This window comes from Lacticaseibacillus yichunensis, from assembly GCF_003946405.1.
Lineage (GTDB): Bacteria > Bacillota > Bacilli > Lactobacillales > Lactobacillaceae > Lacticaseibacillus > Lacticaseibacillus yichunensis.
Window position 1 is genome coordinate 46953 of the sequence record NZ_RHOG01000006.1, and the last position, 25844, is coordinate 72796.

The following is a 25844-nucleotide window of genomic DNA, read 5'->3' on the forward strand; positions in this document are numbered from 1 at the left end:
AGAGTGAGCATTTCTGCTCACTCCCTTCCGACGTCTTAAATACTACTCATAATGTAGCATTATTTTCAGTAAAGTGCAAGGCCACTCGCATAATGACGCGCGAGTTGTCAAGAGGCAACCGGCTTAGAAGAGACTGTCAAAAAGCGACAGCTGATTTTCATCTGGCAATTCATCTAAGACATGATTTTCAGTCATGTAATCGATCAATGTCTTGGACACCTTGCCGCGCGTCGCCAGGTCCTCCTTGGAAAGGAAGGGCCGCTCTTCACGGGCGGAGACGATCTGCTTGGCGACGTTATCGCCAAGGCCAGGCACTGCGCGAAATGGTGCGAGCAATGTGTGATCATCCAAAATGATGAAATCATGCGCATCCGAGGCCGTGACATCGACCATCTTGATCTTGAAGCCACGCTCCAGGCACTCATTGGCCAACTCGAGGACCGTCAGCAGCGTCTTTTCCTTGGCCGTTGCGTCGTTGCCCTTGTCGTTGATCTCCTGAATGGCGGCCTTGGTCGCCTCTTTGCCGTGACTCATGGCAACCAGGTCAAAATCTTCCGCCCGCACCGAAAAGTAGGATGCGTAATACACCAGCGGGTAATAGACCTTGAACCAGGCAATGCGTAGGCCCATCAGATCATAGGCCGCGGCATGTGCCTTCGGGAACATGTACTTGATCTTGAGGCAAGAGTCGATGTACCAGCCAGGCACGCTTGGATTCTCTTCCATCTTAGCCTGAAGCTCATCGGGAATGCCTTTGCCCTTACGCACATGCTCCATGATCGTAAAGGCGTCGCTGTCATCCATGCCCCAATGAATCAGGTCCATCATGATGTTATCACGACAGCCGATCACGTCTTTGATCGTGACCGTCCCGTTTTTGATCAGCTCCTCTGCGTTGTCCAGCCACACATTCGTCCCATGAGACAGGCCAGAGATCTGAAGCAGCTCGGAGAATTTCTTGGGATGCGTTTCCTCGAGCATCCCGCGCACGAACCGCGTCCCGAATTCCGGCACGCCCAGCGTCCCCGTCTTTGAATTGATCTGCTCTGGTTTGACCCCGAGCACATCCGGACTGGAAAACAGCGACATGACCCCCGGATCATCCATGGGAATCGATTTCGGCTCAACGCCGGACAGATCCTGAAGCATACGGATCATGGTCGGATCATCATGCCCCAGCACATCCATTTTCAAAATGTTGTCATGAATCGAGTGAAAATCAAAGTGGGTCGTCTTCCACGCCGCATTTTGATCATCAGCGGGATACTGAATCGGGCTGAAATCATAGATGTCCATGTTTTCTGGGACAATTAGGATTCCGGCAGGATGCTGACCGGTGGTGCGTTTCACGCCGGTCGCGCCTTTTGCCAGTCGATCGATCTCCGCCCCACGCAGCATCTGGCCGGTGTCGCGCTCGTACGCTTTGACATAGCCATATGCGGTCTTATCGGCAACGGTGCCAATCGTCCCGGCCCGAAACGCATGGTCTTCACCAAACCGCACCTTGATGTAATTATGTGCCACCGGCTGATAGTCACCGGAGAAATTCAGATCGATATCCGGGACCTTATCCCCCTTGAACCCAAGGAACGTCTCAAACGGAATGTCCTGGCCGTCTTTGACCATGTTTGCGCCGCAATTCGGGCAGGCCTTGTCGGGCAGATCAAAGCCCGACCCGTATTCCCCATGCGTGTAAAATTCGGAATACTGACACTGCGGGCAGCGATAATGCGGCGGCAGCGGATTGATCTCGGTGATGCCGGACATGGTGGCAGCGAGACTGGAGCCGACCGAGCCACGTGACCCAACCAAGTAGCCATCTTTGTTTGACTTCAACACCAGCTGCTGGGCAATGTTGTAGATCACGGCATAACCGTTGCCGATGATACTATCGAGCTCCTTTTTCAGGCGCTTTTCGACGATCTCTGGCAACGGCTCGCCATACAAGCGATGGGCGGTGGTCATGACGTCATTGCGCAGATTTTCCTTCACCCCAGGGATCTTCGGGGTGTACAGATCATCTTTGACAGGCGTGATGGTGCCGTCGATCATGTCGGCAACTTTGTGCGTATTTTCCACGACTAGTTGATGCGCCGTTTCTTCCCCCAGCCAGGAAAATTCATCCAGCATCTCCTGGGTCGAGCGAAAATGGGCATCCGGTAGTTCGTGGCGGTTCAGCGGGTTCGCGCCGCCTTGCGAATGAATCAGGATCTTACGGTAGATCGCATCGTTTTTATCGAGGTAATGGGCATCCCCTGTCGCAACGACTGGCTTGTTTTGCGCCTGGCCGATCTTGATGATGTTTGAAATGATCTCATGCAGATGCGCATCGCCGTGGATCAGCTCTGCCTCTTTCAGCGGGGCATACAAGGCAGGTGGCTGGACCTCGAGAAAATCATAGAATTCTGCTTTTTCTGCAGCCTCGCCATACCCTTTTTGCATCATCGCGGTGAAGACATCCCCGCTGCTGCAGGCAGACCCCACGATCAGCCCCTCACGCAATTTTTGCAGCTGACTGCGCGGGACCCGCGGGACGCGATAGTAGTAGCGGACATTGGACAAAGAGACCAGCTTGAAGAGGTTTTTCAACCCGGCTTGGGTCGCGGCAAAAATGGTCGCATGGGTCGGCCGTGCCTGCTTCCAATCATCGCCTTCGCCGACGCGACTGTTGAGTTGGTCAAGCGAGGTGATCTGATAGACTTCCGCCGCCTCTTTTTCAAGCGCGTACATCAAATAGCCGGTGGCCTCCGCATCCGCGTTGGCCCGGTGGTGATGCTCCAAATTGATCTTGTACGCCTTGGTCAGGGTATCGAGCTTGTGGTTCTTTCGCTCCGGATGTAGCATCCGCGACAATTCCAGCGTATCGATCACCGGATTTTGGATTCGCTCTTCATCCAGCCGCTGATAACCCGCATTCAAAAAGCCGACATCAAACGTCACGTTATGGCCACACATCACGGTGCCTTCACAGAACTGGCGGAATAGCGTGAGCACTTCTTTTTCCGACTTGGAGCCGTGCACCATTTCGTCTGTGATGTGCGTCAAATTGATGGTCGTTTCGGACAGCGCAAACCCAGGATCGATCATTTGCTCGAAATTATCGATCACCTTGCCATCTTGCATCTTGACCGCGGCCAACTCGATGATCTTGTCATACACTGCGGATAGGCCCGTGGTCTCGATATCAAAGACCACATACGTTGCGCTGGCCAGATCAAGCGGTTTGTCCGCATGATACGCGACCGGCGTACCGTCATCGACCAAGTTGACCTCAACGCCGTACAGCATTTTGAGCCCAGCTTTGGCGGCCGCAGTATGTGCCTCCGGATACGCCTGAAGCCCGGCGTGGTCAGTGACCGCGATTGCCGGATGGCCCCACGCCTTGGCGCGTTTGACGTAATCTGTGATGCTTGGAATCGCGTCCATCTGCGACATATTTGTGTGAAGATGCAATTCGATGCGCTTTTCCCCCGGCGCGGTGTCCTGCGGGGCCGGGTGCGTGACTTCCTGCATGTCGTTGGCGTTGACGGTCAGCTCGCGGGAATAGTTGTCTTCCTGAACGCTGCCACGAATACGCAACCACATGCCTTCATGAATCTGGTCAAAAACAGCCTCATCCTCGGCGCCATTGCTGAATTTCTTCACCAAAAAACTCGAGGTGTAGTCGGTCACCTTGACCATTAACAGTTTTCGATTGGAGCGCAGGCTACGGACTTCGACGTCAAAAACGTAGCCTTCGATCAACACAGATTTTTCTTCCTGGGTGATTGTGACCATTTGCTGAAGCGGATCATCCATGTGATTGCCGCGCCCCAGCCGAACCGGTCCAGCCGGCGCTTCCACTTCCGCCGTTTCGCGGGCCTGGACGACGGCGGCCGCACGTTTTGCCATCGCGGCCGTTTCCTCAGCCTGCTTGGCATTGAACGCCGCCAGGGTATCGGCCGCCTTTTCGGTATCGACGATCGCACTCAAATGCAGGCCGGCAAAGCCGACTTGATGATAAGTTTCCTCAAGTTGGCCGAGACCTTTGGTGATCAGATATTGGCGCACGGGTTCATTTTCTGCGCGCAGGACCACGCGCTCATCTTGCAGCTCCGGGGCCTGCACGCTGCAGGTCTCAGCCACCAGGGCAGACTGCAATTGCGCATGGTCGATCACATACTGCCAGTATCCCGTCAGCAGGCTTTGATCGAACTGATGATCCGCCGGAACAATCGTCACCGAAGTCTGCGCAATGTCCTTGAAGGCACTTTGAAGATGCCCCACCAGCTGAGCAAACACGCTGAAGGGCAGGATGGCCGGCACGCCGAGCTGAAACTCATAGCGTTTGGAGGCCGTATGAATCACGACATCATCAACGGTCGCCTGCTGAAAGCCGGGAAACGCCGCCAGCTCCTCTGGCAGCTGAATCTGAGCCAGCAGCTTTTCAAACATTTCGTGTTTTGATAAGGCCAATTTGAACGCTCCTTCTGAGATCTATGTCGTTATCGTAACCCGAAAACGGGCGTTGGACAAGCGGCGGAAAAGGCGAAAAAAAGAAACCGGAGCCATGCCACGGTTTCTCTGAGAAATTCAACACTTAATCGATCTGGGCCATCAAAATGCCCAGCGAGTTGATCAATTCGTCGCGCTTGACCTCAAGCGTCTCACCAGTTTTACGGAGCTTCAGTTCGACGATTCCATCAGCCGCCTTTTTACCCACGGTAACACGCACGGGCATGCCGATCAGATCGGAATCCGCAAACTTGACGCCCGGGCGCTCGTTACGATCATCCACCAGGACGCTATACCCCGCGCCAGTCAGATCTGCCTCGATGGTCGCGGTCAATTTGCGCTGATCGTCATTTTTGAGGTTGACCGGAATCAGATGAACGTCAAACGGCGCGATGGCTTTCGGCCAAACGAGCCCATTTTCATCCAAGGTCTGCTCGGCGATCGCACTGAGCAGGCGGGAGACGCCGATGCCATAGGAGCCCATGATGATCGGGTGACTGCGCCCATTTTCATCCAAGAAATTCGCGCCCATCGCTTCAGTGTAGCGGGTGCCGAGTTTGAAAATGTGGCCGATCTCGATGCCACGGGTAAAGTGGAGCACGCCCTGGCCATCCGGCGAGACTTCGCCTTCGGTCACAAAGCGAATGTCCGCGACCTGGCTTGGCGTGTAATCGCGGCCGGCGTTCACATTCAGCAGATGCGTCTCTGCTTTGTTGGCGCCAGCAACCATGTTGACCAGCCCAGTGAGACTTTGATCCGCGATCACCGTGACCTCATCCGGCACCCCAACAGGTCCGATGTTGCCGATTTCACAGCCCATCACTTGCTTGACCTGCTCCGGCGTCGCCATGTCCAAGAAGTCGGCGCCAAGCAGGTTCTTCAGCTTGACATCGTTGACTTCATGATCGCCGCGGACCAAGGCCAGGACCGGCTTGTCGTCTGCTATAAAAAGCACGGACTTGATCAGCTTTTGCGCGGAAATAGCCAACTTTTCGGCGACTTCATCGATGGTCTTTGCGTTGCCCGTTGCGACCTCGGTCAATTCGGCTGGTTCCTCATGCCCGCGCGGCGGCATGTTCATCGCGGTGGCCATTTCAAGGTTGGCCGCGTAATCCGACGCATCCGAGTAAACGATCGTGTCTTCTCCGATCTCAGCGATGGCGGAGAATTCTTTTGAATCCTTGCCGCCCATTGCGCCACCGTCACCGATGATCGCCCTGAAGTTCAGGCCCAGCCGGTTGAAAATGGCGGTGTAGGCCTTTTCCATCTGCTTGTAGACCGTGTCGAGATCCGCTTCATTCGCCGTGAAGGAATAGACGTCCTGCATGATGAACTCACGCAGGCGAAGCAGGCCATACCGCGGCCGATCTTCATCACGGTACTTCGTCTGAATTTGATACAAGACCAGCGGCATCCGCTTGTACGACTTCAATTCATTGCGGACCAGGTCGGTGAAGGTCTCCTCGTGTGTCGGCCCAAGGATGAAATCACGGTCGTGGCGATCCTTCAGCTTAAACAGGTTCGGCCCGTATGTCTCATAACGCCCTGTTTCCTGCCACAATTCGGCCGGCAAAAGGCTTGGCATCTTCATCTTCACGGCATCGATCTTTTGCATCTCATCATCGATGATCGCTTCAATATTGGCCAAGACCCGCTCTGCAAGTGGCAAATAGGCGTAGACCCCTGCTGAGACCTGGCGAACGAAGCCAGAACGCAACATCATTTGATGGGACTTAGCTTCGGCCGTGTTTGGAACCTCTTTTTCGGTCGGAATAAATACACGAGACTGTTTCATTAACTTTTCTCCTCCATGAGACGTCCGTTAGAACTGACGCATAATGTCGTTGATCGTGACGGCAATCAGCAGCAAGACCATCAGCCCCGCCCCAATCAGCGTCACAATGCCTTCTTTTTCTGGTGATAATGGTTTGCGGCGAATGATCTCCAGCAGATTCAGCAGAATTTTCCCGCCATCCAGCACAGGAATCGGAATCAAGTTCATGATGCCCAGATTCAAGCTGAGATAGCCGAGGAAAAACAGCAACGACTGGAAGCCACCGCTGGCCGCCTGACTGGTCATCGTATAGATACCGACCGGCCCGGCTAACTTGTTCAGTGAAAATTGTCCGGTGACTAACTGCTTCAACACATCAAAGATCCGCGTGGTTAAGGACCAAAATTGGGTGAAGCCGTATTTGACGGCGGTGCCGATACTGCGATCGACCGGCGGCGTGACCCCAATCAGCCCCTCTTTCGTTGGCGTGATGGTCAAGTTCTCCGTCTTGCTGTTTTGCTTCGCCACCACATTCAAGGACGCGCCGTCTTTATCCTCGCCCACCACTTTTTGCAGGTCAGCAAACTTGCTAATGGCCTGGCCATTGATCGAGGTGATCGTCGCCCCATTTTCGAGTCCGGCCTTTGCCGCAGGAGAGCCGCTTTGCACGGTGCCGATCTGATTGGTGTCCAGCACCTGGACCCCAGCGGACAGGGCGACCCCGATAAACACCAGGATGGCCAAAATGAAGTTGTTCATCGGCCCCGCAAAATTAACCAGGAGGCGCTTGGCGATCGGCGCATTTTGGAATTGAACATCATCCGGGGCGATCACGACCTCGGTGCCATCTTCTTCGATGATCGTGGCATCATGATCCACCGGCCAGGTCTTCAGTTCCGATTCATCCCCGTTTGCGTAACCCTCAACAACCAGCTCATGCACCAGGTCGATGCGGCTGACCTGAACAGGGATTCCGCCTTGGAGCGTCGTCTTGTTGCTGGTATTGATGCGCGTTACCCGGCCCTCGCCGTTGACCTCGATCGCCAGCATTGTCCCGGGTTTGATCTCGTCGTCCTCGTCCTGCCAGCCGGCCATGCGCACATAGCCGCCCAGTGGCAACAGCCGCAACGTGTACGTCGTATTATTTTTATGCCAAGCCACCAGCTTAGGCCCCATGCCAATGGAAAATTCGCGCACCAAGATGCCGCTGCGCTTGGCGAACCAGAAATGCCCGAATTCATGCACGAGCACCAGGATCACGAAGACAATGATAAAGTCGATGATCGTGGTCATATCAACACTCCTTTAATGAAGCGAGATCAAGCCAAACAAGTGGACCAGTGGCAAGACCAGAAGCAAACTGTCAAAACGATCCAAAATGCCGCCATGCCCAGGCAAGATCTTGCCCGAGTCCTTGACGCCGTAATAGCGTTTCAGCGCAGACTCGATCAAATCACCAAGTTGGCCGAACACGGAAAGCACCAGCGCGATGCCCATCATCGGCCAGAAGCTATACATCTGCGGGAAAAATTGCAGGTAGATCGCCGCAAAGATCAGCGCAACAACATTCCCGCCGATGCTGCCTTCCCAAGTCTTATTGGGGCTGATTGCAGGCCACAGCTTATGTTTACCCATGGCGCGGCCGACAAAATACGCGCCAGAGTCCGTCAACCACACAATGATCAAAGCAAACAACAAGGTATCTAGCCCCGCATCGTTGCGCACTGCGATCAGATTATGGAACCCGGTCCCAATGTAGAAGATCGACAAAGCGCTGATTGCGGCATCGTCGTAAGTCGTGCGGTTCTTGGTCGCCACGGTGACCAGCAGCAGCGCGGCCACGGCGATGTAGATCAGATCCAGCCGTGAGATGAAACTCGGCAACCAGCGAAAATAGCTATCCGGAAAAGTGACCAACAGGACACCGATCGCCGACACGAAAAAGCTGCTCGACACAATGATGCGTTTGCGCATGATGAAGATCTCAGACATCGCGATGACTGCCAGCACCGCGGCGGCGACTTCAAGCCAAACACCGCCGAGAATCAAGATCGGGATAAAGATCGCCAAGGCGACGATTGCAGTGATGATACGTTGTTTCATTACGTTCCTCCGTGCCCCAGTCAACTGGGATTATTATTTTGATTCAGGTGTGGTTCCCGCATCAAGTCCGCCATAGCGCCGATCACGCTGCTGATAAACAGCGATCGCCTCGCTGAGCATGTCGGGGGTAAAGTCGGGCCAATACGCCGGGGTGAAGACCATTTCACTGTAGGCCAACTGCCACAGCAAGAAATTCGACAGCCGCTCTTCCCCGCTGGTGCGAATCAACAGATCCGGATCAGCCAAGGCCCCCAGATGGCGCGTCATCAGGTGATCCGCCACGACCGCGGCATCGATCTGCGCTGGGTCGAGCGTCCCAGCGACTGCCTCACTGGCCATTTGCTGGGCAGCCAGAATCAGCTCGTCCCGCGCGCCATAATTGAGCGCAAAATTCAAGATCATACCGGTGTCCTGTTTCGTATCAGCCATCGCGTTGGCCGCCGCTTGCCGCGTGGCGGCTGGAAGCGCGTCAAGCTCCCCCATCACCTCGACTCGGACATTTTCAGCAATCAGCTCAGGCATGAACGTGTCAAAGAAGTCCACCGGAAGCTTCATCAGGTAGTTCACTTCGCCAGTCGGCCGCCGCCAATTTTCGGTAGAAAAGGCATACAGTGTCAGAACTTTCACGCCCAAGCGACTCGCCGCCTTGGTGATCGTCTTAACATTTTCCATGCCCTGTTTGTGCCCAGCAATGCGCGGCAGAAATCGTTTCTTCGCCCAGCGGCCATTCCCATCCATGATGATTGCCACATGCTGAGGGATGCGCTGCAGATCCACTTGCGGGGCTTGATGCTTCGCTCCGAACATCGCCATGCTCCTTTTTTCGGGCGAAAAAGACGCCCGGTAGTCTTAATGATTGTAGCAGAAAAGGCGGTGCTGAAACAGCTGGCATCAGAAAAACGTAAGCTCTGCGAAGCAACCGGTCACCTGGCATCACGTAAAAAGCCCGCTTGCGCAGGCTTTTTACTGAGGTGCGATCATGCTGTTCGGTCCCATCATAGACCAAACCAACTGATCAGCCCTCGGTGATCTCTTTTTCTTTGTCGGCCGCAGCGGCGTCGATCTTTTTGGTCGCGTCATCGGTGACTTGCTGGATTTCTTTTTCGAGACGATGCAGCTCATCTTCGGTGATCTCGCTTGCTTTTTCCTGCTTGCGCGCCTTATCAAGGGCATCACGGCGAATGTTGCGCACCGCGATCTTCGCTTCTTCGGCGTATTTGCCGACTTCCTTTGCGATCTCCTTGCGCCGCTCACCGGTCAACTGCGGCACGACCAGGCGAATGGCAGTCCCGTCATTGGCAGGATTGATGCCAAGGTCGCTCATGTTGATCGCCGTTTCCACATCCTTCAGGGAACTGCGGTCATACGGGGTGACCAGCAGCACACGTGGTTCTGGAATGGTGATGGAGGCCATCTGGTTCAGTGGCGTCGGCGTCCCATAATATTCAACTTGAATCCGATTGAGTAAACTCGCGTTGGCATGCCCGGCGCGAATCCCGCCGAGGTCACGTTCCAGCGACTCTTGGGTCTTTGCCATAGTGGCTTTTGCTTCGTCTACGATTGGGTTAGCCATGATTATTCCTTTCCTTTGATCGTGGTCCCGATATTCTCGCCTTCCACGACCTTCTTAATGTTGTCTGGTTCGTTCATGTTGAAAACAACGAGCGGAATGTTGTTGTCCATCGACAAGGTGCTGGCGGTGGCGTCCATGACATGAAGACCCTTGCTGATGATATCCAGATGCGTCAGCTCGGAAAATTTGACCGCGTTGGCATCCTTGTTCGGATCATCGGAGTAAACACCGTCCACGCCGTTTTTCGCCATCAAGATCACATCGGCGCCAATCTCCGCCGCCCGCAATGCCGCGGTGGTGTCGGTGCTGAAGTATGGGTTCCCAGTGCCACCGGCAAAAATCACAACGCGCCCTTTTTCCAGGTGACGGACGGCCTTACGTCGAATATAAGGCTCGGCGATCTGACGCATTTCGATGGAGGTCTGCACGCGCGTCGGCACCCCAAGGTTTTCAAGACTATCCTGAAGCGCCAGGCCATTCATCACGGTCGCCAGCATTCCCATGTAATCTGCCTGAGCACGTTCCATCCCCATTTCAGCGCCGGTCTCCCCACGCCAGATGTTCCCGCCGCCGCAGACAATGGCGATCTGAACGCCAAGGTCGTGGACCTGCTTGATCTCTTTGGCAATGTCGCCGATCACCGGTGGTTTGATGCCAAATCCTTCTTTGCCTGCCAGTGCTTCTCCACTGACTTTCAGTACGATGCGTTTGTATTTGGTCATGGTCTCGTTCCTTCCGTTAGTTGCTGTTAATAGTTTACCATTGATACGGTGGGAAATGAATGGTTATCTCCTGAGTGGTCTGGCCACGATTACGACTGTCTCTCTGTCAGACCCGTTTCTTCTATTATATAGTGGTGAAACCGTGATGCGCACCCACCACGCGACGGTGTGACGCGGGGGTGTGGTCGGCGCATAAAAAAAGCCGCATCGCTGCGGCCCATTGTCTTACTTGATCTGACCCATCACTTCGTCAACAAAGTTATCGGCCTTTTTTTCAATGCCTTCGCCCACTGCAAAGCGAACAAAGCCCTTGATGCTGCCGCCGTTTGCTTTGGCATATTCGGCAACCGTCTTGTCGGAATCCTTAACGAATTCCTGATCGACCAATGAGATCTCAGCCAACCATTTGTTCACACGGCCTTCAACGATACGTGGCACGATCTTTTCAGGCTTGCCTTCGTTCTTGGTCTCTTCGGTGAAAATATCGGTCTGGTGCTGCAGTTCGTCTGCAGGCACTTCACTACGGTCAAGGAAACGTGGGTTGATCGCAGCCACGTGCATCGCGATGTCGCGCGCAACGGTTTCGTCAGCGCCGGTCACGGTCACGAGTGCGGCGATCTGGCCGCCGTTGTGCAGGTAAGCACCAAAGTTGTCGCCATCGTCTTTTTCAACAACGGCAAACCGGCGGAAACTGATTTTTTCGCCGATCACAGCGGTCAACGACTTGGCCGCGTCGTCAATGGTCTTGCCATCAAGGTCAAGCGCAAGCGCCGCCGTCATATCGGCTGGCTTGCCAGCTGCGACAGCCTTGGCAACGTTTTGAACGAAGCCTTTGAATTCGGCGTTGCTTGCAACAAAATCGGTCTCGGAATTAACTTCAACAACAGCAGCAACGTTGCCGTCGATCGCGATGTCAGCCAACCCTTCAGCGGCAATGTTACCAGCCTTTTTAGCAGCTTTTGCTAAGCCTTTTTCGCGCAAAACGTCGATGGCCTTGTCCATGTCGCCATCAGCGGCAACAAGAGCCTTTTTTGCATCCATCATGCCGACCTGGGTACGGTCGCGGAGTTCCTTAACTTGTGCAGCAGTGATCTGAGCCATGAGTGATCCTCCTCAAAAATTGTTGGGTAACAAAAGCGCCGCCTGCAGATCTTGCAGTATGCGAGACTTTCAGACGGCGCGTATGATCAAATTTTATTCAGCATCCTTGCTGTCGTTGTCGCCTTCAACGGCTTCAACGATATCTTCGATCGAGTCGGCTTTCGGGGCATCGACCGGCTGCTGAGCAGCTTGGTCATCCGCCTGATCTTCGCCCTGGTTGCCTTCGATGATGGCATCAGCCATCTTGGCAGTGATCAGACGAACGGCACGAATCGCGTCATCGTTAGAAGGAATGATCACATCGATATCATCTGGATCAGAGTTAGTGTCGACCATCGCAACGATCGGGATGTTCAGCTTTTGTGCTTCCTGAACGGCGATCTTTTCCTTGCGCGGATCCACGATGAAGATCACATCTGGGATGCGTGGCATGTCTTCGATCCCGCCGAGGAACTTGGTCAGCTTGTCCTGCTGCTTCTTGAGCAGGGAAACTTCCTTCTTCGGCAGTTTGTCGAATGTGCCGTCTTCAGCCATCTTCTTGATGTCCTTGAGGCGCTTGATCCGAGTCTGGATGGTGTTCCAGTTGGTCAAGGTACCGCCAAGCCAGCGATGGTTGACGTAATATTGGCCAGCGCGAACAGATTCTTCTGCGATCGCGTCTTGCGCCTGCTTCTTAGTGCCGACAAACAGGAAAACGCCGCCATCAGCCGCTTCGTCCTTGACGAAGTTGTAGGCATCATCGATCATCTTGACCGTCTTTTGCAGGTCAATGATGTAGATACCGTTGCGTTCCGTGAAGATATACGGACGCATCTTAGGGTTCCAGCGACGGGTCTGGTGACCAAAATGGACACCAGCTTCAAGCAGCTGCTTCATGCTTAATACAGACATGTGTAGTCCTCCAATATGGTTTTTTCCTCTCAGGTGCGTCAACTCCCTGGCAGACTCTCGCGAGCACCTTGCCGAAGATCCTCACCTGATGTGGTTTGTGTTTTCACACTTGTAATAGTATACCCAAGCGGCTATGTTTTGACAAGCAAAATTAGTTGACAGGGTGCATAGGCCCGCGGGATGGTCGAGTAGCTAGTTCGACTTGGGCGCTTGGTGGTGGCTTTGCCACCGAGTGCACGAGTCAACTAGATACCTCGACCATGCGGGCCGGAGCCCAACTTGGACAGGGTGCATAGGCCCGCGGGATGGTCGAGTAGCTAGTTCGACTTGGGTGCTTGGTGGTGCTCTTGCCACCGAGTGCACGAGTCAACTAGATACCTCGACCATGCGGGCCGGAGCCCAACTTGGACAGGGTGCGGAGCGCGGCGTTCAGGTCTGAGCAGCTAACAGGGGCTGGTGCTTGGGGCCGAACTTAGCCCCGAGTGCCGGACCCGGTTAGCTGCCTCAGACCTGCCGCGCGCAGCCCAACTTGGACAGGTACTATTTTTGCCAGTCGACCTCATGTGCGGTCAAAAATGCTTCCTTATCAGCCCGGGTCTGGTGTTTGAAATGCCACTCCGCGGACAAGGCGTCGTGCCGCTCGGAAAAAGCTTCCGCATACAAAAGCCGAACCGGTCTGCGTGTTTTCGTATACTTGGCACCCTTTCCAGCATTATGTGTGGCGACCCGCTCCCCGACATCGGTGGTGTAGCCGCCGTAAAAAGTGCCATCCGCGCATTTCAACACATAAAAATAAAAGATCTCACCCATAAAGTAACCGCCGCACTTCCTCAAGATATTGGCCATCTGACCCATAAACGACCAGCGGCGGGAGGATGCGTAGCCCCCCTGGCCGGCCTGCCTTGATTGTCTCGATCAGGACCATGTTGGCCTCGCGCCCCGCTTTTGGATAAACGAAGCGCAACCGCTTTGGCGCAAGCCCCGCAGCCGCCAGCGTCGCCAATAATTCCTCAAGGCGATCCGGCCGGTGTACGAAAAAGGCTTTGCCCTGATATTTTAGAAGCGATGCCGCCGTCTTTGCCACCGTCTCAAAGTTGGTCGTCAGTTCATGCCGCGCGATCGCCAGGTACGGATTGGGATTTTTCACGCTTGCGTCATTCACTTTGAAATACGGTGGATTGCAGGTCACGATGTCCACGCTGTCCTTGGCCACCGCTTGCGCCGCGTTGGCGAGATCCATGGTCAGCACATCCACATGGTCCGAAAAGCCATTAAGCGCCACGCTGCGCTGCGCCATGTCCGCCAGCCGGGGCTGCAATTCGATCAGGGTCACCTGGCCCGTCGTCCGTGGGGCCAAAAACAGGCCCACCGCGCCGTTACCGGCCGCCAGATCGACGACGCGGCTGGTCGGTTTGACCTGCGCAAATGCCGCAAGCAACACTGCATCCAGCGAAAAGGCAAACACGTCGTTACTTTGAATCACTTGCACGGCCCCGCCAAGCGTGTCGATGCGTTCTCCTTCCTTTAACATGGCTACTCCTTTCTGATGCAAGATGGTTGTGATGCGCTTCGTCTAATACCAGAGCAAGTGGCATGTAACAAATTGCCCATCACCAGAGTTAAATTATGCGGCGTTGCGCCCAGTTCCTCTCAGCTCTGATTGCTCGGTCCGCAGCCTTCTCACAGTGCAGCACATCCACCTAGCAGTTTATGGTATAATCTAACAGATATTTTGGAAGCGAGGGAAGCCTGATGTTTTATTCGATTGCACGCGGCATTGTCCGCGTCTTGGTGTTCCTATTTAATGGTAACGCACATTATGAAAATAAAGAGGCCTTACCTGATGGCCCATATGTCTTGGTTGGTCCGCACCGCACCTGGTGGGACCCGATCTTTTTTGCCTTGGCCGGTAGCCCGCGCAAATATGCGTTCATGGCCAAAGCCGAGCTTTGGCATAACAAAATCTTGGCCTGGATCTTGACTCACGCTAATGCGTTCGGTGTTGACCGGAAAAATCCGGGGCCAAGTGCCATTAAAACACCGGTGCGCATGCTCAAGCAAGGAAAACTCTCGGTGATGGTGTTTCCGTCCGGCTCGCGGTATTCCGAAGACATCAAGGGCGGCGCCATTCTGATTGCCAAGCTTGCCAAGGTGCCGATCGTGCCGGCGGTCTATCAAGGCCCCCTGAAGTTCTCGCAGGTCCTGTTGCGCCGCCGCATCACCGTTCGCTTCGGCGATCCGATCACGGTGCCGACCGGACGACTTGATGACAAGGCGACCCAAGCTATCGGCGAGCAGATGCAGGCCGCCTTCGACCAGATCGACAAAGCGATCGATCCGAACTTCAAGTATGTGCCTGATAAGGAAAAATATCTCGAAGAAAAAGCAAAAGGCAAGTTGTAGCACTTGCCTTTTTTCAGTTGGAGCTCACGCATAACCGCTCGGCTCCGCACCCTTTTTCAGTTGGGCTTCGCCGAGCATGCCTGAGTCAGCTAGTCGGTCTGGTCGCTCGATGGCTAAAGGCGCCATCAACCGCCCAGCTCGAACTATCTGCTCACGCATAACCGCTCGGCTCCGCACCCTTTTTCAGTTGGGCTTCGCCGAGCATGCCTGAATCAGCTAGTCAGTCTGGTCGCTCGATGGCTAAAGGCGCCATCAACCGCCCAGCTCGAACTAGCTGCTCAGGCAAAACCGCTCGGCTCCGCACCCTTTTGTAAGTGGAGGTCATTTGATGAGTTTTTGGCAACGCGCGCTACGTAAACCGGATCTAGCCCAGACCCTGCAGGCAGATCACCAGCTTGCTCGTACCTTGACGACCCGCGATCTGATCGCGCTTGGCATTGGCGCTGTCATCGGCACCGGTATCTTTATTTTACCAGGCACAGTGGCTGCGACCACCAGCGGCCCAGGCATCACCTTAGCATTTTTATTGGCGGCGGTGGTCTGCTCCCTGGCGGCGATGTGTTACGCCGAATTTGCGTCAGCCTTGCCCGTCGCGGGTTCGGCCTATGCATATGGCAACATTGTCTTCGGGCAACTATTCGGCTGGATCATCGGCTGGGCGCTTATTCTGGAATATATGCTGGCGGTCGCGGCGGTGTCGACGAGCTTTGCGGCGTATTTCCGTAGTTTGTTGGCCGGCTTTTCGGTGACCCTGCCGCAAGCGATCAGCGGCTCCTTTGCCCCGGCGCAGGGCCGCTATGTCGACTTGATCGCCGTAGTGGTCGTCCTTGTGATCGGCCTCTTGTTATCGCGCGGTCTGAGCACGTCGATGACCATCAATCGCCTGATGGTCGGGGTGAAACTGCTGATCATCGCGCTGTTTGTGCTCGTCGGCTGTTTTTACGTGCGCCCGACGAACTGGCAGCCTTACCTGCCGTTTGGGGCAAAAGGCATCCTGGCCGGCGCATCGCTGGTGTTTTTCGCCTATCTCGGATTCGACGCTGTTTCGGCCTCGGCGCCTGAGGTCAAGGACCCGCAGAAAACATTGCCCCGCGGCATCATCGGGACGCTGATCATCGCCACGGTGCTTTACATGTTGGTCGCGATCGTCTTGACCGGCATGGTGCCTTATACGAAGCTCAATGTGGCGGATCCGGTAGCATTTGCACTTAATCTGATTCATCAGCCAAAATTGGCCGGCGTGATCTCGATCGGGGCGCTGGCCGGCATGTTCACCATGATGATGACGATGATCTACAGCTCGTCTCGTCTGGTTTATGCGATCGGCCGTGATGGCTTGCTCCCACCATTTTTCGGTCGAGTTGTGCATCACCTGCCCAATCACGCCTTGTGGACTGTGACCGTGATTATCGCGGTGCTGGGCGGCTTGGTGCCATTGACCCAGCTGGTGAACCTAGTCAACATCGGCACACTGATCGCCTTTGCCTTTGTCTCGATCGGCATCATCCCTCTGCGCCGACACAAACAGATCGAAAACACCGGCTTTAAGGTACCGGGCTATCCGGTGGTGCCGATTCTCAGCTTTCTGTTTTGCCTGCTCCTGATGAGCCAATTGCCACTTGAGACCTGGTTGATGAGTCTGATCTGGTTTGGCATCGGCTTGGTCATTTATTTCAGCTACGGCTTTTGGCATTAGTCACAATTTCTTCAATCTGATTAGCTATCACTTAAGTTTTTCGTCCTTCATTTGTTTACTGCTCGGCGTCTGGTACACTGAGCGGCAAACAGATGGAGGTTTTTTTATGCGGCAACAACGACGAAAACATCATGTGTGGCGCTGGTTGGGTGCAATTCTGTTACTCCTGCTCGCGGCGGCTGGCGGCTATGGCTATTATGTCTACAGCAGCGCCCATGCAGCGATCGACAAGACCTACACCCCGCTAAAGGCCCAGACCACGAGCGCGGATAAAAAGATCACGTCCGCCAAGCCGATCAGCATTCTTTTGATGGGCACGGACACCGGGAGTCTCGGCCGGACGGAAAAAAAGGGTCGCACCGACACTATGATTCTGGTCACGATCAACCCCACCACGAAAAAAACAACGATGACGAGCATTCCCCGCGACACGTTGGCTGAAATGGTCGGCACCAGCACCACCAATGTGCAAAAGATCAATGCGGCTTACTCGATTGGCGGCGCAGACATGGCCGTCAATTCCGTCAGCGCCCTGCTAAATGTCCCAATCGATTATTACGTCCTCGTGAATATGGGCGCGTTGACGAAGGTCGTCAATGCGGTTGGCGGCGTTGATGTCACCGTGCCGTTTTCATTCACTCAAAGCGGCGTGTCCTTCACCAAAGGCAAGATGCATCTCACTGGCAGCCAAGCGCTTCAGTACGTGCGGATGCGCGACGCGGATCCAGAAGGCGACTATGGCCGGAAAAAACGTCAGCAGCAAGTGATCACGGCCATTTTGAAAAACGCGGCCTCCCTATCCACCTTGACCAATTTCAAAAAATTGCTGACAGCGATCGACACCAATCTGCAGACCAACCTGAGTTTTGCCGACATGATCAGCCTCTACCAGAAATACATGAGCGCAACCAAGTCGATCACCCGCTCGCAGCTGATTGGCAACGCCGCCACGATCGATGCCTGGTACCAAGTGGTCTCGACGGAAAAACTGCAGGCGACCTCCGACACCCTGCGCAAAGAGCTGGGCCTCAGTACCGCCACCCTCAGCAATGCCGAAACGAAAATGAACGCCGCAAACACCAATTTCGACTGGTCTAGCAGCGCGACCCAGTACTACCAGATCACCGGTCTGAACTGAGGCACCGGTTTTCCAAAACCAAATGAACGCAAAAAAACATGGTCCCCTGCGCATCCTGTGCACAGCGACCATGTTTTTTTGATGTCCGCTTCAGCAGATCAGTCTGTGACCGCATCTCCATTTTGCAGGCGATACATGTCATAATAGCGGCCCTGTTTCGCCAGCAGTTCCTCATGGGTGCCGCGCTCGATGATCTTCCCAGCATCAAGCACCAAGATCAAGTTGGCATCCTTGATCGTCGAAAGGCGGTGCGCGATCGCAATCGTCGTGCGGCCCTGGCGAATGCGACGCAGGCCCTCTTGAATCACCGACTCCGTTTCCGTATCGATGTTCGCAGTGGCCTCATCAAGCACTAAGATCTTCGGGTCCGTGACGACGGTGCGGGCAAATGAAATCAGTTGCCGCTCCCCGCTGGAAAATTGGGCCCCGCCTTCAAGCACCCGGGCGTGATACGTTTTCGGCAGTTTATCGATGAACCGATCGGCCTGCACGAACTTGGCCGCAGCGTGAATCTGCTCATCGGTGATATGCTCATTGAACAGCCGAATGTTGCTGGAGATATCGCCGAAAAACATGAACGAATCCTGCAGGACCAGCCCCAGTTTTTGCCGAAGATCGGTCATCGAATACTCGCGAATATCGACATTATCGATCAAGATCTCCCCGGTGCCGAATTCGTAGAAGCGCATCATCACATTGATGATGGAGGACTTGCCGCTACCGGTATGGCCGACCAACGCCACCGTTTCCCCTGGGTTGGCGACAAACGTGATATCATGGAGAATCTCATGCACCCCGTCATAGGCAAACGAGACATGCTTGAATTCGATCTTGCCCGTCGTGATAGTCTTGCTGGCGCCAGGATTTTGCGCTGGCGCGTATTCCGTGTCGTCCAGAATGTGAAAAATTCGACTGCCCGCCACGATGCCATCTTGAAGCGAGGACAGGCTATCCATCATGTTGGTCATCGGGTTGAAGAAATTCGCCACATAAGTCGTGAACGCATAAACGACCCCAGCTTCGACAAAGGTGATCTGCGATTGCAGACCAAATGCATACAAGACCGCAACCAACGCCAGCGCATAAAGCAGGTTGATGATCGGCGACAACAGCAGCGAGTTAGTCCGAATCATGGCCTTGCGGGTATCCAGGTAATCATTGTTAGTCGCCTCAAATTCCCGGCTGATGCGGCTCTCTTGCCGAAACTGTTGGATGATGCCGATGCCTTCGATCGATTCGTTGAGCTTGGTGTTCAGCTCGGACAGTTTTTCACGCATGTGGCGATAGACCTTCGAGCTGTATTGGCTGTAATACCAGATGACGATCAATAGCACCGGCAAAAACGCCAGCACTAAAAGCGAGATCTTGCCGTTCATATTGAACATGATGACAAAGCTGGACACAACTGAGAACAACCCAACGATCACCGAAAGAATCACGTTCCAAAAATCGGCAAGCGTCATCGTATCGTTGGTGACCCGGCTGACGATCGAACCGGCCGGCGTTTGGTCAAAATACCGCATGCCAAGCGTGTGGAGTTTGGCAAATAGCTCCCGGCGCACATCTTCTAGGCCGCGCTCGGAGCCCATTGCAAACAGAAATGTCTGAAAGAACTGGAAAAACGCTTTGAGCAAGGTCCCCAGTGCATATAGCGCCCCAAAGCCCAGCAGGATATTCACGGTCGCGCTTTTATTTGTCAAAAAGTGATCCATGAAATATTGCAGGATCTGAGGTAGCGCCACGTTCATCCCGGCCAGCAAAGCGGCGGCCACAAGCGCCCCACCAAATTGCTTTTTATAGGCGCCGGTGTAGGACATCAGGCGCTTAAAAATGTGCCACTGCTCGCGCATGGGAATGCTGCGAGACCAGGCGGATTCATATTTAGCCAACCGTTTCGCCTCCGATCTTTTGTTCAAGCTCTTGCTTGGCCCACATTTCGGCGTACCAGCCATCATTGGCCAGCAGCTCATCATGACTGCCGCGCTCGATCACACTGCCGTCCTTCAGCACCAAGATCTCATCGGCATGCATGACCGAACTGAGGCGCTGAGCCGCGATGATCGTGGTCTTGTTGGCGCGCTCCTGCCGCAGATTATCGAGAATCTCGGCTTCAGTCTTCGCATCGACCGCAGACAACGCATCGTCCATGATCAACAGCTCAGGCGTGGTGATCACCGCACGCGCGATCGCAAGCCGCTGTTTTTGCCCGCCAGACAAACTGACGCCGCGCTCGCCGACCAGCGTGCCATACCCTTCTGCAAAATCCAGAATATCGTTATGGACCGCGCTTTCCCGCGCCGCATCTTCGACCTGTGGCTGCGTCTTTTCAAAGGAAGAAAAGCGGATATTGTCCGCCACCGTCGTCGAAAACAGGAAATTGTCTTGCGGCACATACCCGATCGCATCGAGCAGCGCCTCAAGGGTATAGGCCTTGATGTTTTGGCCGCCAAACTCGATCACGCCATCGTAATCATCAAACTCGCGCAACAGCAGCTTGAAAATCGTACTTTTCCCAGCGCCAACGCGGCCCACGATGCCAAGGGTGTGCCCCTCTGGCAAGGTGAAATGCACATGCGTCAGGGTCGCGTGGTCGTCGTCTGGATAGGCAAACTTGTTGATCTTGAACCGGATATCCCCATGCGCCGGAGCAGCAATCGCATCCGGCTGTTCAATGATCGCACTATGTTCATTCAACAGCTCAGCGACACGGTCGTAACTGGCATTGCCGCGCTCCAGAATATTGAACAACCGCCCGATGGCAAACATCGGCCACACTAGCGATGACACATAAGAAACAAACGAGACCAGCTGGCCGATCGTGATCGCATTAGAAGTGACGAGATAACCACCATACACGATCGTGATGACATACGTGATGCCCATGATCAGACTGGTCGTCGGATCAAACAGCGCATCCAGAAAGTTGACCTTCTTGTTGATCTCGATCGTGTGGTCGACGATCTGGTCAAAATCCGCGGTATCCTCTTTTTCCTGCCCGAATGTCTTGATCACCTTGATGCCAGACACGCTCTCCTGCGTCTTGTCATTCAACCGGGAAAAAGCGGCCTGCGAGCGCGCAAACGCAGCGTGCAGCCGCATCCCCAACCGCCGAGCCATCACCGCGAGCAGTGGCATCGGCAAGATTGCAAACAGCGTCAGGCGCCAATCGACGAAAAAGATCATCGCGATGATCGTCGTGGTCCCCGTGATCAGCGAGTCAAACAGCGTCAGGATCCCGGCCCCAGCCACGTTTTGAATCGCGTTCAAGTCGTTGGTCGCATGGGCCATCAGATCGCCGGTGCGGTGCCGCTGGTAAAAAGTCGCATCCATCTTCATAAAATGGTTGAAAAGCCGTGTGCGCAGCGTTTTTTCCAGCTTCGCCGCACCGCCCCAAATGGCGTTGCGCCAGCCGAAGCGGAACACATACTGACCGACGCCGGCAAAGACGAGCAGGCCCAGCAGCGGCATCAACTGACCCGTCTGAATCCCGCCCTTTTGGTTCATTGAATCGACCAAGGTGCCAATGACCTTGGGTGGAATGAGATTCACAATTGCGACCAGCAGCAAGAATAAGATGCCCAGGCCATATCGTTTCTTTTCCTCTTGAAAATACCAACTGAGTTTTTTGAAGATCCCCATTGTGCGCCTCCTCCGATGATTAACGATCTTTTAAAGCAAGATAAAACCCGAAAAAAACTTTGATGAGAAAATTCCGTTTCAAAGCACAAAAAAAGGTCCAGTCATTTGGCTGACCGAACCACTGACGAAACAATCGGCTGTTACTTGGACTTGCTTTGTTGTTGCTTCATTTGCTGCATGATCTGATTGAGTTTCTTTTCGGATGGCTTTTGCCCCATCTGCATCATCATCGTGCGCATCATGTCCTCGTTGACCGGCGGATTATCCCGGAAGTATTTCTTCATATAAGCACGGGCGCCGAAGAAGCCGCCGACGAGCCCTAAAATCGCCCCAAGCACGAACCATAAAACAGCCATGGTTTTTACCTCCCAAAATTGTATCTCAAGGCCGCAATGCGGCCGTCTTATTCATTGTACAGAACCTGACCCCGCTTGAAAAGGCTAATCTTCCCGCCAGCCCTGTTTGCGCTGAACGTCCTTTAGCTTTTCCGGGGTGATCTCGTGGCCTTGTTTGTCATAATATTTTGACTCGGCCATCCGCTGTTCAAACCCCGCACGGAAGTCCTTGAGATAAGCGTCGCGCAAGACTTTGCGCTCCGCGAGCTCTGCGTCGGTCAGATCACGTTCTTTCGCGAGTTTAGCCAATTCGTTGATCCGATCGAGCCTTGCTTGTGGTTGTTCGCCATCCATCATAATCTTCCTTTCTTAGTCGGGCTTCGGTGCGCATGCTCGAGACATCTAGTTGACCCAGTCACTCGGGGCTACGACCGGCCCCAAGCGTCTGGGCCAAACTAGCTGCTCGACCATAAACGCGCACCTGCACACCCTATTCAGTCGGGCTCCCAGTCCGCATGGTGGAAGCATCTAGGCATCTCATGCACTCGGTGGCCGAGTGCGCCACCAAGCACCTGAGCTGACCTAGCTGTTCCCCCATCTCGCGGACCTGCGCACCCTTTCTCAGTCGGGCTCCGCGGGACAGGTGCGGAACATCTAAGCCATCAGTCATACGAGGCTAAGAGCGCCTCATACGGCTGATGGACTTAGCTGCCCGCCCCTGAACGCCCCGCTCCGCACCCTTTTCTCAGTTGGGCTTCGCCGAGCAGGTCTGAGACAGATAGTCGCCCCTGTCGTTCGATGGCCAAGTGCGCCATCATCCGCCTAGGCCGAACTATCTGCTCAGACCTAACCGCTCGGCTCCGCACCCTGATTCAGTCGAGCTGCAGCGCTTTGACCTGGTACCCAGTGGGCGCTTCGCCAGGAAATGGGGCGGCCTGCAGCATTGTTTGATAATCCCGCGCGCGTTGCGGGGAATGAAATGCCTTGATCAGGCGCACCGGTTGTTCGGGCTGCGCATGATAGACCACATAGATGAGCTGGGCCATGACAAACTCCTATCCTTGGCAAACAAAAAGCCGCGACCAGGCGCGGCTTTCTGGGGTCGATCAACGACGCTTCTCGCGGATACGAGCTGCCTTGCCGCGCAATGCACGCAGATAGTACAGCTTGGCCCGACGAACTTGGCCGTGACGAACGACTTCGATCTTCTCAACACGCGGGGTGTGAAGCGGGAATGTCCGCTCAACGCCGACGCCGCTTGAGATCTTACGAACGGTGTACATGGCGGAAACGCCAACGCCGCGACGCTTGATCACAACACCTTCGAAGATCTGGATACGTTCGCGTTCGCCTTCAACGATCTTGGCGTGAACACGGACGGTATCCCCAGGCCGGAAGTCTGGAATGTCATCGCGTAATTGCGACTTGGTAATGGCTTCGATCAATGGGTTCATAAAACTTTCTCCTTTGGCCGACATTCATGATCGTCCCGATCAGCGGAATACCGTTGTTAGTTGTTATGTGAGTTATCACAAGTAAACATTTTAGCATAGCTGCTGGGCAGTGTAAAGGCGAGCTCTTTGCACTTCGGGTTTTAGTTTGCGGAAAAATGCGGGTGAGCTGCGGCCAGAAATCGACTGGCGACCGGAGTAGAGCGGACAAGTGACTTTAAGCCCGCAAAGGTCGCGGTCTTAAAGCTCACTTTCGGTGTAAGCGGCCTAGCCGCTAACACCGACGAGGGGGCTTGCTCTGGGCGTTAGGCGTTTACGCCTTACGCCCAGGCATGCGAAGCGAGCCGTTTCTGGCCGCAGCCCACCCTTAGCTCTAGCAATTAATCACATCGACATAGGTTTGCGTTGATCCTTAAGAAACCATCCAAGCTAATTTGTACAGGCTTCAACTTGGTACGAATGGTTCATCATGTGACTGCCGACCTATCTTTTTGACGGTGGTCAAGCAACAAACCAAAAAACTCCGAGCCTCTCAGATAAGCCAACTACTCAGTGCGACTCGTTCATCTCGTCTGCCCCAGCCGGCTTTTCATCAGCGTGCAACTGTGCTTCTGCGCGGCGCGTTGCCGCCTCAGTTTTGACCTCACGCAATAGGCGCTGACCTTCTTTATCCAGCTCCAGGCCATCGAGGAGGTCCGGTCGCCGGTCATAGGTGCGCCTTAGCGCCTCTTTCAACCGCCACTTGGCGATCTTCTGGTGGTCCCCATTTTGCAGCACCGCCGGCACGTCCATGCCCCGATAACTAGCTGGTCGCGTGTATTCGGGGTATTCGAGCAGGCCGCTGGAAAAACTATCCGTCGGTGCACTTTCTTCGTTGCCCAGCACCCCAGGCAGCAGGCGCACGATCGCATCGATCATCACCATCGCCGGCAGTTCCCCACCAGTAACAACAAAATCGCCCAGCGAAAATTCATCGGTGACCAGCGTGCGAATGCGTTCGTCGTAGCCTTCGTAATGACCGCAGATAAAAACAAGGTGGTCTTCGCTCGCTAGTTCGGAGGCTGCCGTCTGATTGAACCGCCGCCCTGCCGGATCAAGCAGAATCACCCGTTTTTTACCAGGATGCTTGGCATTCAGATCATCCATGGCCTCAAACAGTGGCTCCGGCTTCAGCAGCATCCCCGCCCCGCCACCATAAGGCGTGTCGTCAACGTGATGATGCTTATCATGGCTGTACTGGCGAAAATCGGTGGCTTCAAACGCGAGCTTGTCATTCGCCAGCGCCTTGCCGATCATGCTTTGCGTGAGCGGGGCAAACATATCTGGAAAAAGTGTCAACACATCAATCCGCATCGTCGATCAACCCCGCTGGCACGTCCACATGCGCCGTTTTCGTGGCCAGATCGATGGTCAAAACAACCGACTGGATGAACGGCAGTAAGATATCCGTTTTGCCGGGCCGCGGAATCACCCACACATCGTTGGCGCCGGGGCTCAAGATCTCGCTGACCTGACCCAGCGTCTCCCCTGCCTGATCGATCACCGTCAGCCCGATCAGATCCCGGTAAAAATACTCCCCGTCTGCCAGGGCATCGCGGCTTTCATCGGCCGTGCTCAGCGTGCAGCCCTTGAGCGCTTCGGCGGCGGTCATGTCGGTGATCTCCGCGAATGTGACAAGCAAGGTCCCTTTTTGCGGCCGCGCGCCAGTCACCGTCAGTTTTTGTTCCGGCTTGGTGTCCACGTATAGCACACTATTTTTAGCGAAGCGTTGGGCGGGAAAATCTGTGATCGTGATCACTTTCAGTTCGCCGCGAACGCCATGCGTGTTGACGATCTTACCGACCTTGAAGCGGTTCGTTTCTCCCATGTTGGTCTAATCCTCCTTGTTCCTAGCAAAAAAGCCGGCAGCGGCCGGCTTTTTTAGTTTGCCTCAGAGGCGGTCTGCGGCGCATCCAGGATGTTGAGCCGAATCCGCTTCGCATAAGGCGATTTAACGGCATAGACAATGGTTCTGATCGCCTGAGCGACCCGACCCTGTTTGCCGATCACCCGGCCGACGTCATCTGCGGCGACGGTCAGGTCAAATGCCATGTACTCGCTTGTTTCATGACTCGCGATCACAATGGCATCGGGGTGAGTGACTAATGGCGTCACGATCGTTTTGATCAGCGCTGCGATATCCACAGGCTAGCCCCTTACTTCTTAGTGAAGCGCGCTTCGTGATACTTCTGCATGATGCCCTTGCTCGAAAGCAGGGTGCGTACTGTATCAGAAGGCTGCGCACCTTTTTGGAGCCATGCGAAGATCGAGTCTTCGTTCAGCTTCAGATCGACCGGATCGGTCAATGGGTTGTAATAACCGACTTCTTCGATAAAGCGGCCATCACGTGGGAAACGGGAGTCCGCAACGACGACGCGATAAAACGGCTTGCGCTTTGAACCCATTCGCTTCAAACGAATTTTTACTGCCATTAAGTCCACCTCCTGTAAATTTCTCAACTTCAAAATAATAGCAAACATCATGC

Annotated in this window: 24 protein-coding genes; 3 read left to right on the plus strand and 21 right to left on the minus strand. The window is 54.6% G+C overall.

The genetic code is table 11. From position 1 onward, the window contains the following. Positions 1-123: 123 nt before the first annotated feature. From EKM95_RS03210 to EKM95_RS03255, 11 genes are all read right to left on the minus strand, one after another. Positions 124-4434, minus strand: a complete 4311-nt coding sequence (locus EKM95_RS03210; RefSeq protein ID WP_379897175.1) for a PolC-type DNA polymerase III — start codon at positions 4432-4434, stop codon at positions 124-126. A gap of 145 nt (positions 4435-4579) precedes the next feature. After that, positions 4580-6289, minus strand: a complete 1710-nt coding sequence (locus EKM95_RS03215; protein ID WP_125696400.1) for a proline--tRNA ligase — start codon at positions 6287-6289, stop codon at positions 4580-4582. A 27-nt stretch (positions 6290-6316) separates the two neighbouring features. Next, entirely contained in the window at positions 6317-7561 is a 1245-nt protein-coding gene (gene rseP / locus EKM95_RS03220; RefSeq protein WP_125696401.1) for an RIP metalloprotease RseP, read from the minus strand. Between the two features lie 12 nt (positions 7562-7573). After that, entirely contained in the window at positions 7574-8371 is a 798-nt protein-coding gene (locus EKM95_RS11775; protein ID WP_225423154.1) for a phosphatidate cytidylyltransferase, read from the minus strand. A gap of 33 nt (positions 8372-8404) precedes the next feature. Further along, entirely contained in the window at positions 8405-9178 is a 774-nt protein-coding gene (locus EKM95_RS11780; protein WP_225423156.1) for an isoprenyl transferase, read from the minus strand. A gap of 208 nt (positions 9179-9386) precedes the next feature. After that, positions 9387-9944, minus strand: coding sequence for a ribosome recycling factor (gene frr, locus EKM95_RS03230; RefSeq protein ID WP_125696402.1), 558 nt, complete (start codon positions 9942-9944; stop codon positions 9387-9389). A 2-nt stretch (positions 9945-9946) separates the two neighbouring features. Further along, on the minus strand, positions 9947-10666 hold the full coding sequence (pyrH, locus tag EKM95_RS03235) for a UMP kinase (protein WP_125696403.1): 720 nt from the start codon (positions 10664-10666) through the stop codon (positions 9947-9949). A gap of 225 nt (positions 10667-10891) precedes the next feature. Next, positions 10892-11767 (minus strand): translation elongation factor Ts, encoded by an 876-nt coding sequence (tsf, locus tag EKM95_RS03240; RefSeq protein WP_125696404.1) that lies wholly within the window; start codon positions 11765-11767, stop codon positions 10892-10894. A gap of 93 nt (positions 11768-11860) precedes the next feature. Then, positions 11861-12658 carry a 30S ribosomal protein S2 gene (gene rpsB / locus EKM95_RS03245; protein WP_125696405.1) on the minus strand — a complete coding sequence of 266 codons (798 nt, stop codon included), beginning with the start codon at positions 12656-12658 and terminating at the stop codon, positions 11861-11863. Between the two features lie 540 nt (positions 12659-13198). Beyond that, entirely contained in the window at positions 13199-13468 is a 270-nt protein-coding gene (locus EKM95_RS03250) for a GIY-YIG nuclease family protein (RefSeq protein WP_125696406.1), read from the minus strand. Beyond that, complete coding sequence (locus tag EKM95_RS03255; protein ID WP_125696407.1) at positions 13461-14189, minus strand: tRNA1(Val) (adenine(37)-N6)-methyltransferase; 729 nt, start codon at positions 14187-14189, stop codon at positions 13461-13463. The genes EKM95_RS03250 and EKM95_RS03255 overlap by 8 nt, the downstream gene beginning before the upstream one ends. Before the next feature lie 221 nt (positions 14190-14410). Between EKM95_RS03255 and EKM95_RS03260 the strand changes: the two genes are divergently transcribed. The 3 genes from EKM95_RS03260 to EKM95_RS03270 all read left to right on the plus strand — a co-directional run bounded on the left by EKM95_RS03260 (position 14411) and on the right by EKM95_RS03270 (position 17895). Continuing rightward, the gene (locus tag EKM95_RS03260; protein ID WP_125696408.1) at positions 14411-15061 is read left to right on the plus strand and encodes a lysophospholipid acyltransferase family protein; all 651 of its coding nucleotides are present in this window, start codon (positions 14411-14413) and stop codon (positions 15059-15061) included. 328 nt (positions 15062-15389) lie between these two features. Continuing rightward, positions 15390-16757: an APC family permease gene (locus EKM95_RS03265; RefSeq protein WP_125696409.1), complete on the plus strand. Its 1368-nt coding sequence runs from the start codon at positions 15390-15392 to the stop codon at positions 16755-16757. A gap of 106 nt (positions 16758-16863) precedes the next feature. Beyond that, entirely contained in the window at positions 16864-17895 is a 1032-nt protein-coding gene (locus EKM95_RS03270) for an LCP family protein (RefSeq protein WP_125696410.1), read from the plus strand. A 98-nt stretch (positions 17896-17993) separates the two neighbouring features. Here the strand turns inward: EKM95_RS03270 and EKM95_RS03275 are convergent, their stop codons facing one another. The 10 genes from EKM95_RS03275 to rpsP form a co-directional block, all read right to left on the minus strand. Then, the gene (locus EKM95_RS03275) at positions 17994-19745 is read right to left on the minus strand and encodes an ABC transporter ATP-binding protein (protein ID WP_225423160.1); all 1752 of its coding nucleotides are present in this window, start codon (positions 19743-19745) and stop codon (positions 17994-17996) included. 31 nt (positions 19746-19776) lie between these two features. Further along, complete coding sequence (locus EKM95_RS03280; protein WP_125696411.1) at positions 19777-21534, minus strand: ABC transporter ATP-binding protein; 1758 nt, start codon at positions 21532-21534, stop codon at positions 19777-19779. 140 nt (positions 21535-21674) lie between these two features. Then, on the minus strand, positions 21675-21890 hold the full coding sequence (locus EKM95_RS03285) for a YneF family protein (RefSeq protein WP_125696412.1): 216 nt from the start codon (positions 21888-21890) through the stop codon (positions 21675-21677). An 84-nt stretch (positions 21891-21974) separates the two neighbouring features. Further along, entirely contained in the window at positions 21975-22223 is a 249-nt protein-coding gene (locus EKM95_RS03290) for a DUF896 domain-containing protein (RefSeq protein WP_125696413.1), read from the minus strand. A gap of 518 nt (positions 22224-22741) precedes the next feature. Then, a complete protein-coding gene (locus EKM95_RS11610; protein WP_164510069.1) occupies positions 22742-22915 on the minus strand; it encodes a hypothetical protein in 174 nt (57 codons plus the stop codon). Between the two features lie 60 nt (positions 22916-22975). Next, positions 22976-23323, minus strand: coding sequence for a 50S ribosomal protein L19 (gene rplS, locus EKM95_RS03295; protein ID WP_125696414.1), 348 nt, complete (start codon positions 23321-23323; stop codon positions 22976-22978). A gap of 546 nt (positions 23324-23869) precedes the next feature. Next, positions 23870-24673 (minus strand): tRNA (guanosine(37)-N1)-methyltransferase TrmD, encoded by an 804-nt coding sequence (gene trmD / locus EKM95_RS03300; protein WP_125696415.1) that lies wholly within the window; start codon positions 24671-24673, stop codon positions 23870-23872. Next, positions 24663-25187, minus strand: a complete 525-nt coding sequence (gene rimM / locus EKM95_RS03305; RefSeq protein ID WP_125696416.1) for a ribosome maturation factor RimM — start codon at positions 25185-25187, stop codon at positions 24663-24665. The genes trmD and rimM overlap by 11 nt, the downstream gene beginning before the upstream one ends. 53 nt (positions 25188-25240) lie before the next feature. Continuing rightward, positions 25241-25504 (minus strand): KH domain-containing protein, encoded by a 264-nt coding sequence (locus EKM95_RS03310; RefSeq protein WP_125696417.1) that lies wholly within the window; start codon positions 25502-25504, stop codon positions 25241-25243. Positions 25505-25515: 11 nt separating this feature from the next. Next, a complete protein-coding gene (rpsP, locus tag EKM95_RS03315) occupies positions 25516-25791 on the minus strand; it encodes a 30S ribosomal protein S16 (protein ID WP_125696418.1) in 276 nt (91 codons plus the stop codon). Positions 25792-25844 lie beyond the last annotated feature (53 nt).

Coding starts and splice junctions, on each gene's coding strand:
- EKM95_RS03280 (WP_125696411.1), bottom strand. CDS start 21,534: ATGGGGATCTTCAAAAAACTCAGTTGGTATTTTCAAGAGGAAAAGAAA.
- rplS (WP_125696414.1), bottom strand. CDS start 23,323: ATGAACCCATTGATCGAAGCCATTACCAAGTCGCAATTACGCGATGAC.
- EKM95_RS03290 (WP_125696413.1), bottom strand. CDS start 22,223: ATGGATGGCGAACAACCACAAGCAAGGCTCGATCGGATCAACGAATTG.
- EKM95_RS03260 (WP_125696408.1), top strand. CDS start 14,411: ATGTTTTATTCGATTGCACGCGGCATTGTCCGCGTCTTGGTGTTCCTA.
- EKM95_RS11610 (WP_164510069.1), bottom strand. CDS start 22,915: ATGGCCCAGCTCATCTATGTGGTCTATCATGCGCAGCCCGAACAACCG.
- rseP (WP_125696401.1), bottom strand. CDS start 7,561: ATGACCACGATCATCGACTTTATCATTGTCTTCGTGATCCTGGTGCTC.
- trmD (WP_125696415.1), bottom strand. CDS start 24,673: ATGCGGATTGATGTGTTGACACTTTTTCCAGATATGTTTGCCCCGCTC.
- EKM95_RS11780 (WP_225423156.1), bottom strand. CDS start 9,178: ATGTTCGGAGCGAAGCATCAAGCCCCGCAAGTGGATCTGCAGCGCATC.
- EKM95_RS03270 (WP_125696410.1), top strand. CDS start 16,864: ATGCGGCAACAACGACGAAAACATCATGTGTGGCGCTGGTTGGGTGCA.
- EKM95_RS03215 (WP_125696400.1), bottom strand. CDS start 6,289: ATGAAACAGTCTCGTGTATTTATTCCGACCGAAAAAGAGGTTCCAAAC.
- EKM95_RS03275 (WP_225423160.1), bottom strand. CDS start 19,745: ATGCGCGAGCAGTGGCACATTTTTAAGCGCCTGATGTCCTACACCGGC.
- rimM (WP_125696416.1), bottom strand. CDS start 25,187: ATGGGAGAAACGAACCGCTTCAAGGTCGGTAAGATCGTCAACACGCAT.
- EKM95_RS03210 (WP_379897175.1), bottom strand. CDS start 4,434: ATGTTTGAAAAGCTGCTGGCTCAGATTCAGCTGCCAGAGGAGCTGGCG.
- tsf (WP_125696404.1), bottom strand. CDS start 11,767: ATGGCTCAGATCACTGCTGCACAAGTTAAGGAACTCCGCGACCGTACC.
- EKM95_RS03250 (WP_125696406.1), bottom strand. CDS start 13,468: ATGGGTGAGATCTTTTATTTTTATGTGTTGAAATGCGCGGATGGCACT.
- EKM95_RS11775 (WP_225423154.1), bottom strand. CDS start 8,371: ATGAAACAACGTATCATCACTGCAATCGTCGCCTTGGCGATCTTTATC.
- EKM95_RS03255 (WP_125696407.1), bottom strand. CDS start 14,189: ATGTTAAAGGAAGGAGAACGCATCGACACGCTTGGCGGGGCCGTGCAA.
- pyrH (WP_125696403.1), bottom strand. CDS start 10,666: ATGACCAAATACAAACGCATCGTACTGAAAGTCAGTGGAGAAGCACTG.
- rpsP (WP_125696418.1), bottom strand. CDS start 25,791: ATGGCAGTAAAAATTCGTTTGAAGCGAATGGGTTCAAAGCGCAAGCCG.
- EKM95_RS03265 (WP_125696409.1), top strand. CDS start 15,390: ATGAGTTTTTGGCAACGCGCGCTACGTAAACCGGATCTAGCCCAGACC.
- EKM95_RS03285 (WP_125696412.1), bottom strand. CDS start 21,890: ATGGCTGTTTTATGGTTCGTGCTTGGGGCGATTTTAGGGCTCGTCGGC.
- frr (WP_125696402.1), bottom strand. CDS start 9,944: ATGGCTAACCCAATCGTAGACGAAGCAAAAGCCACTATGGCAAAGACC.
- rpsB (WP_125696405.1), bottom strand. CDS start 12,658: ATGTCTGTATTAAGCATGAAGCAGCTGCTTGAAGCTGGTGTCCATTTT.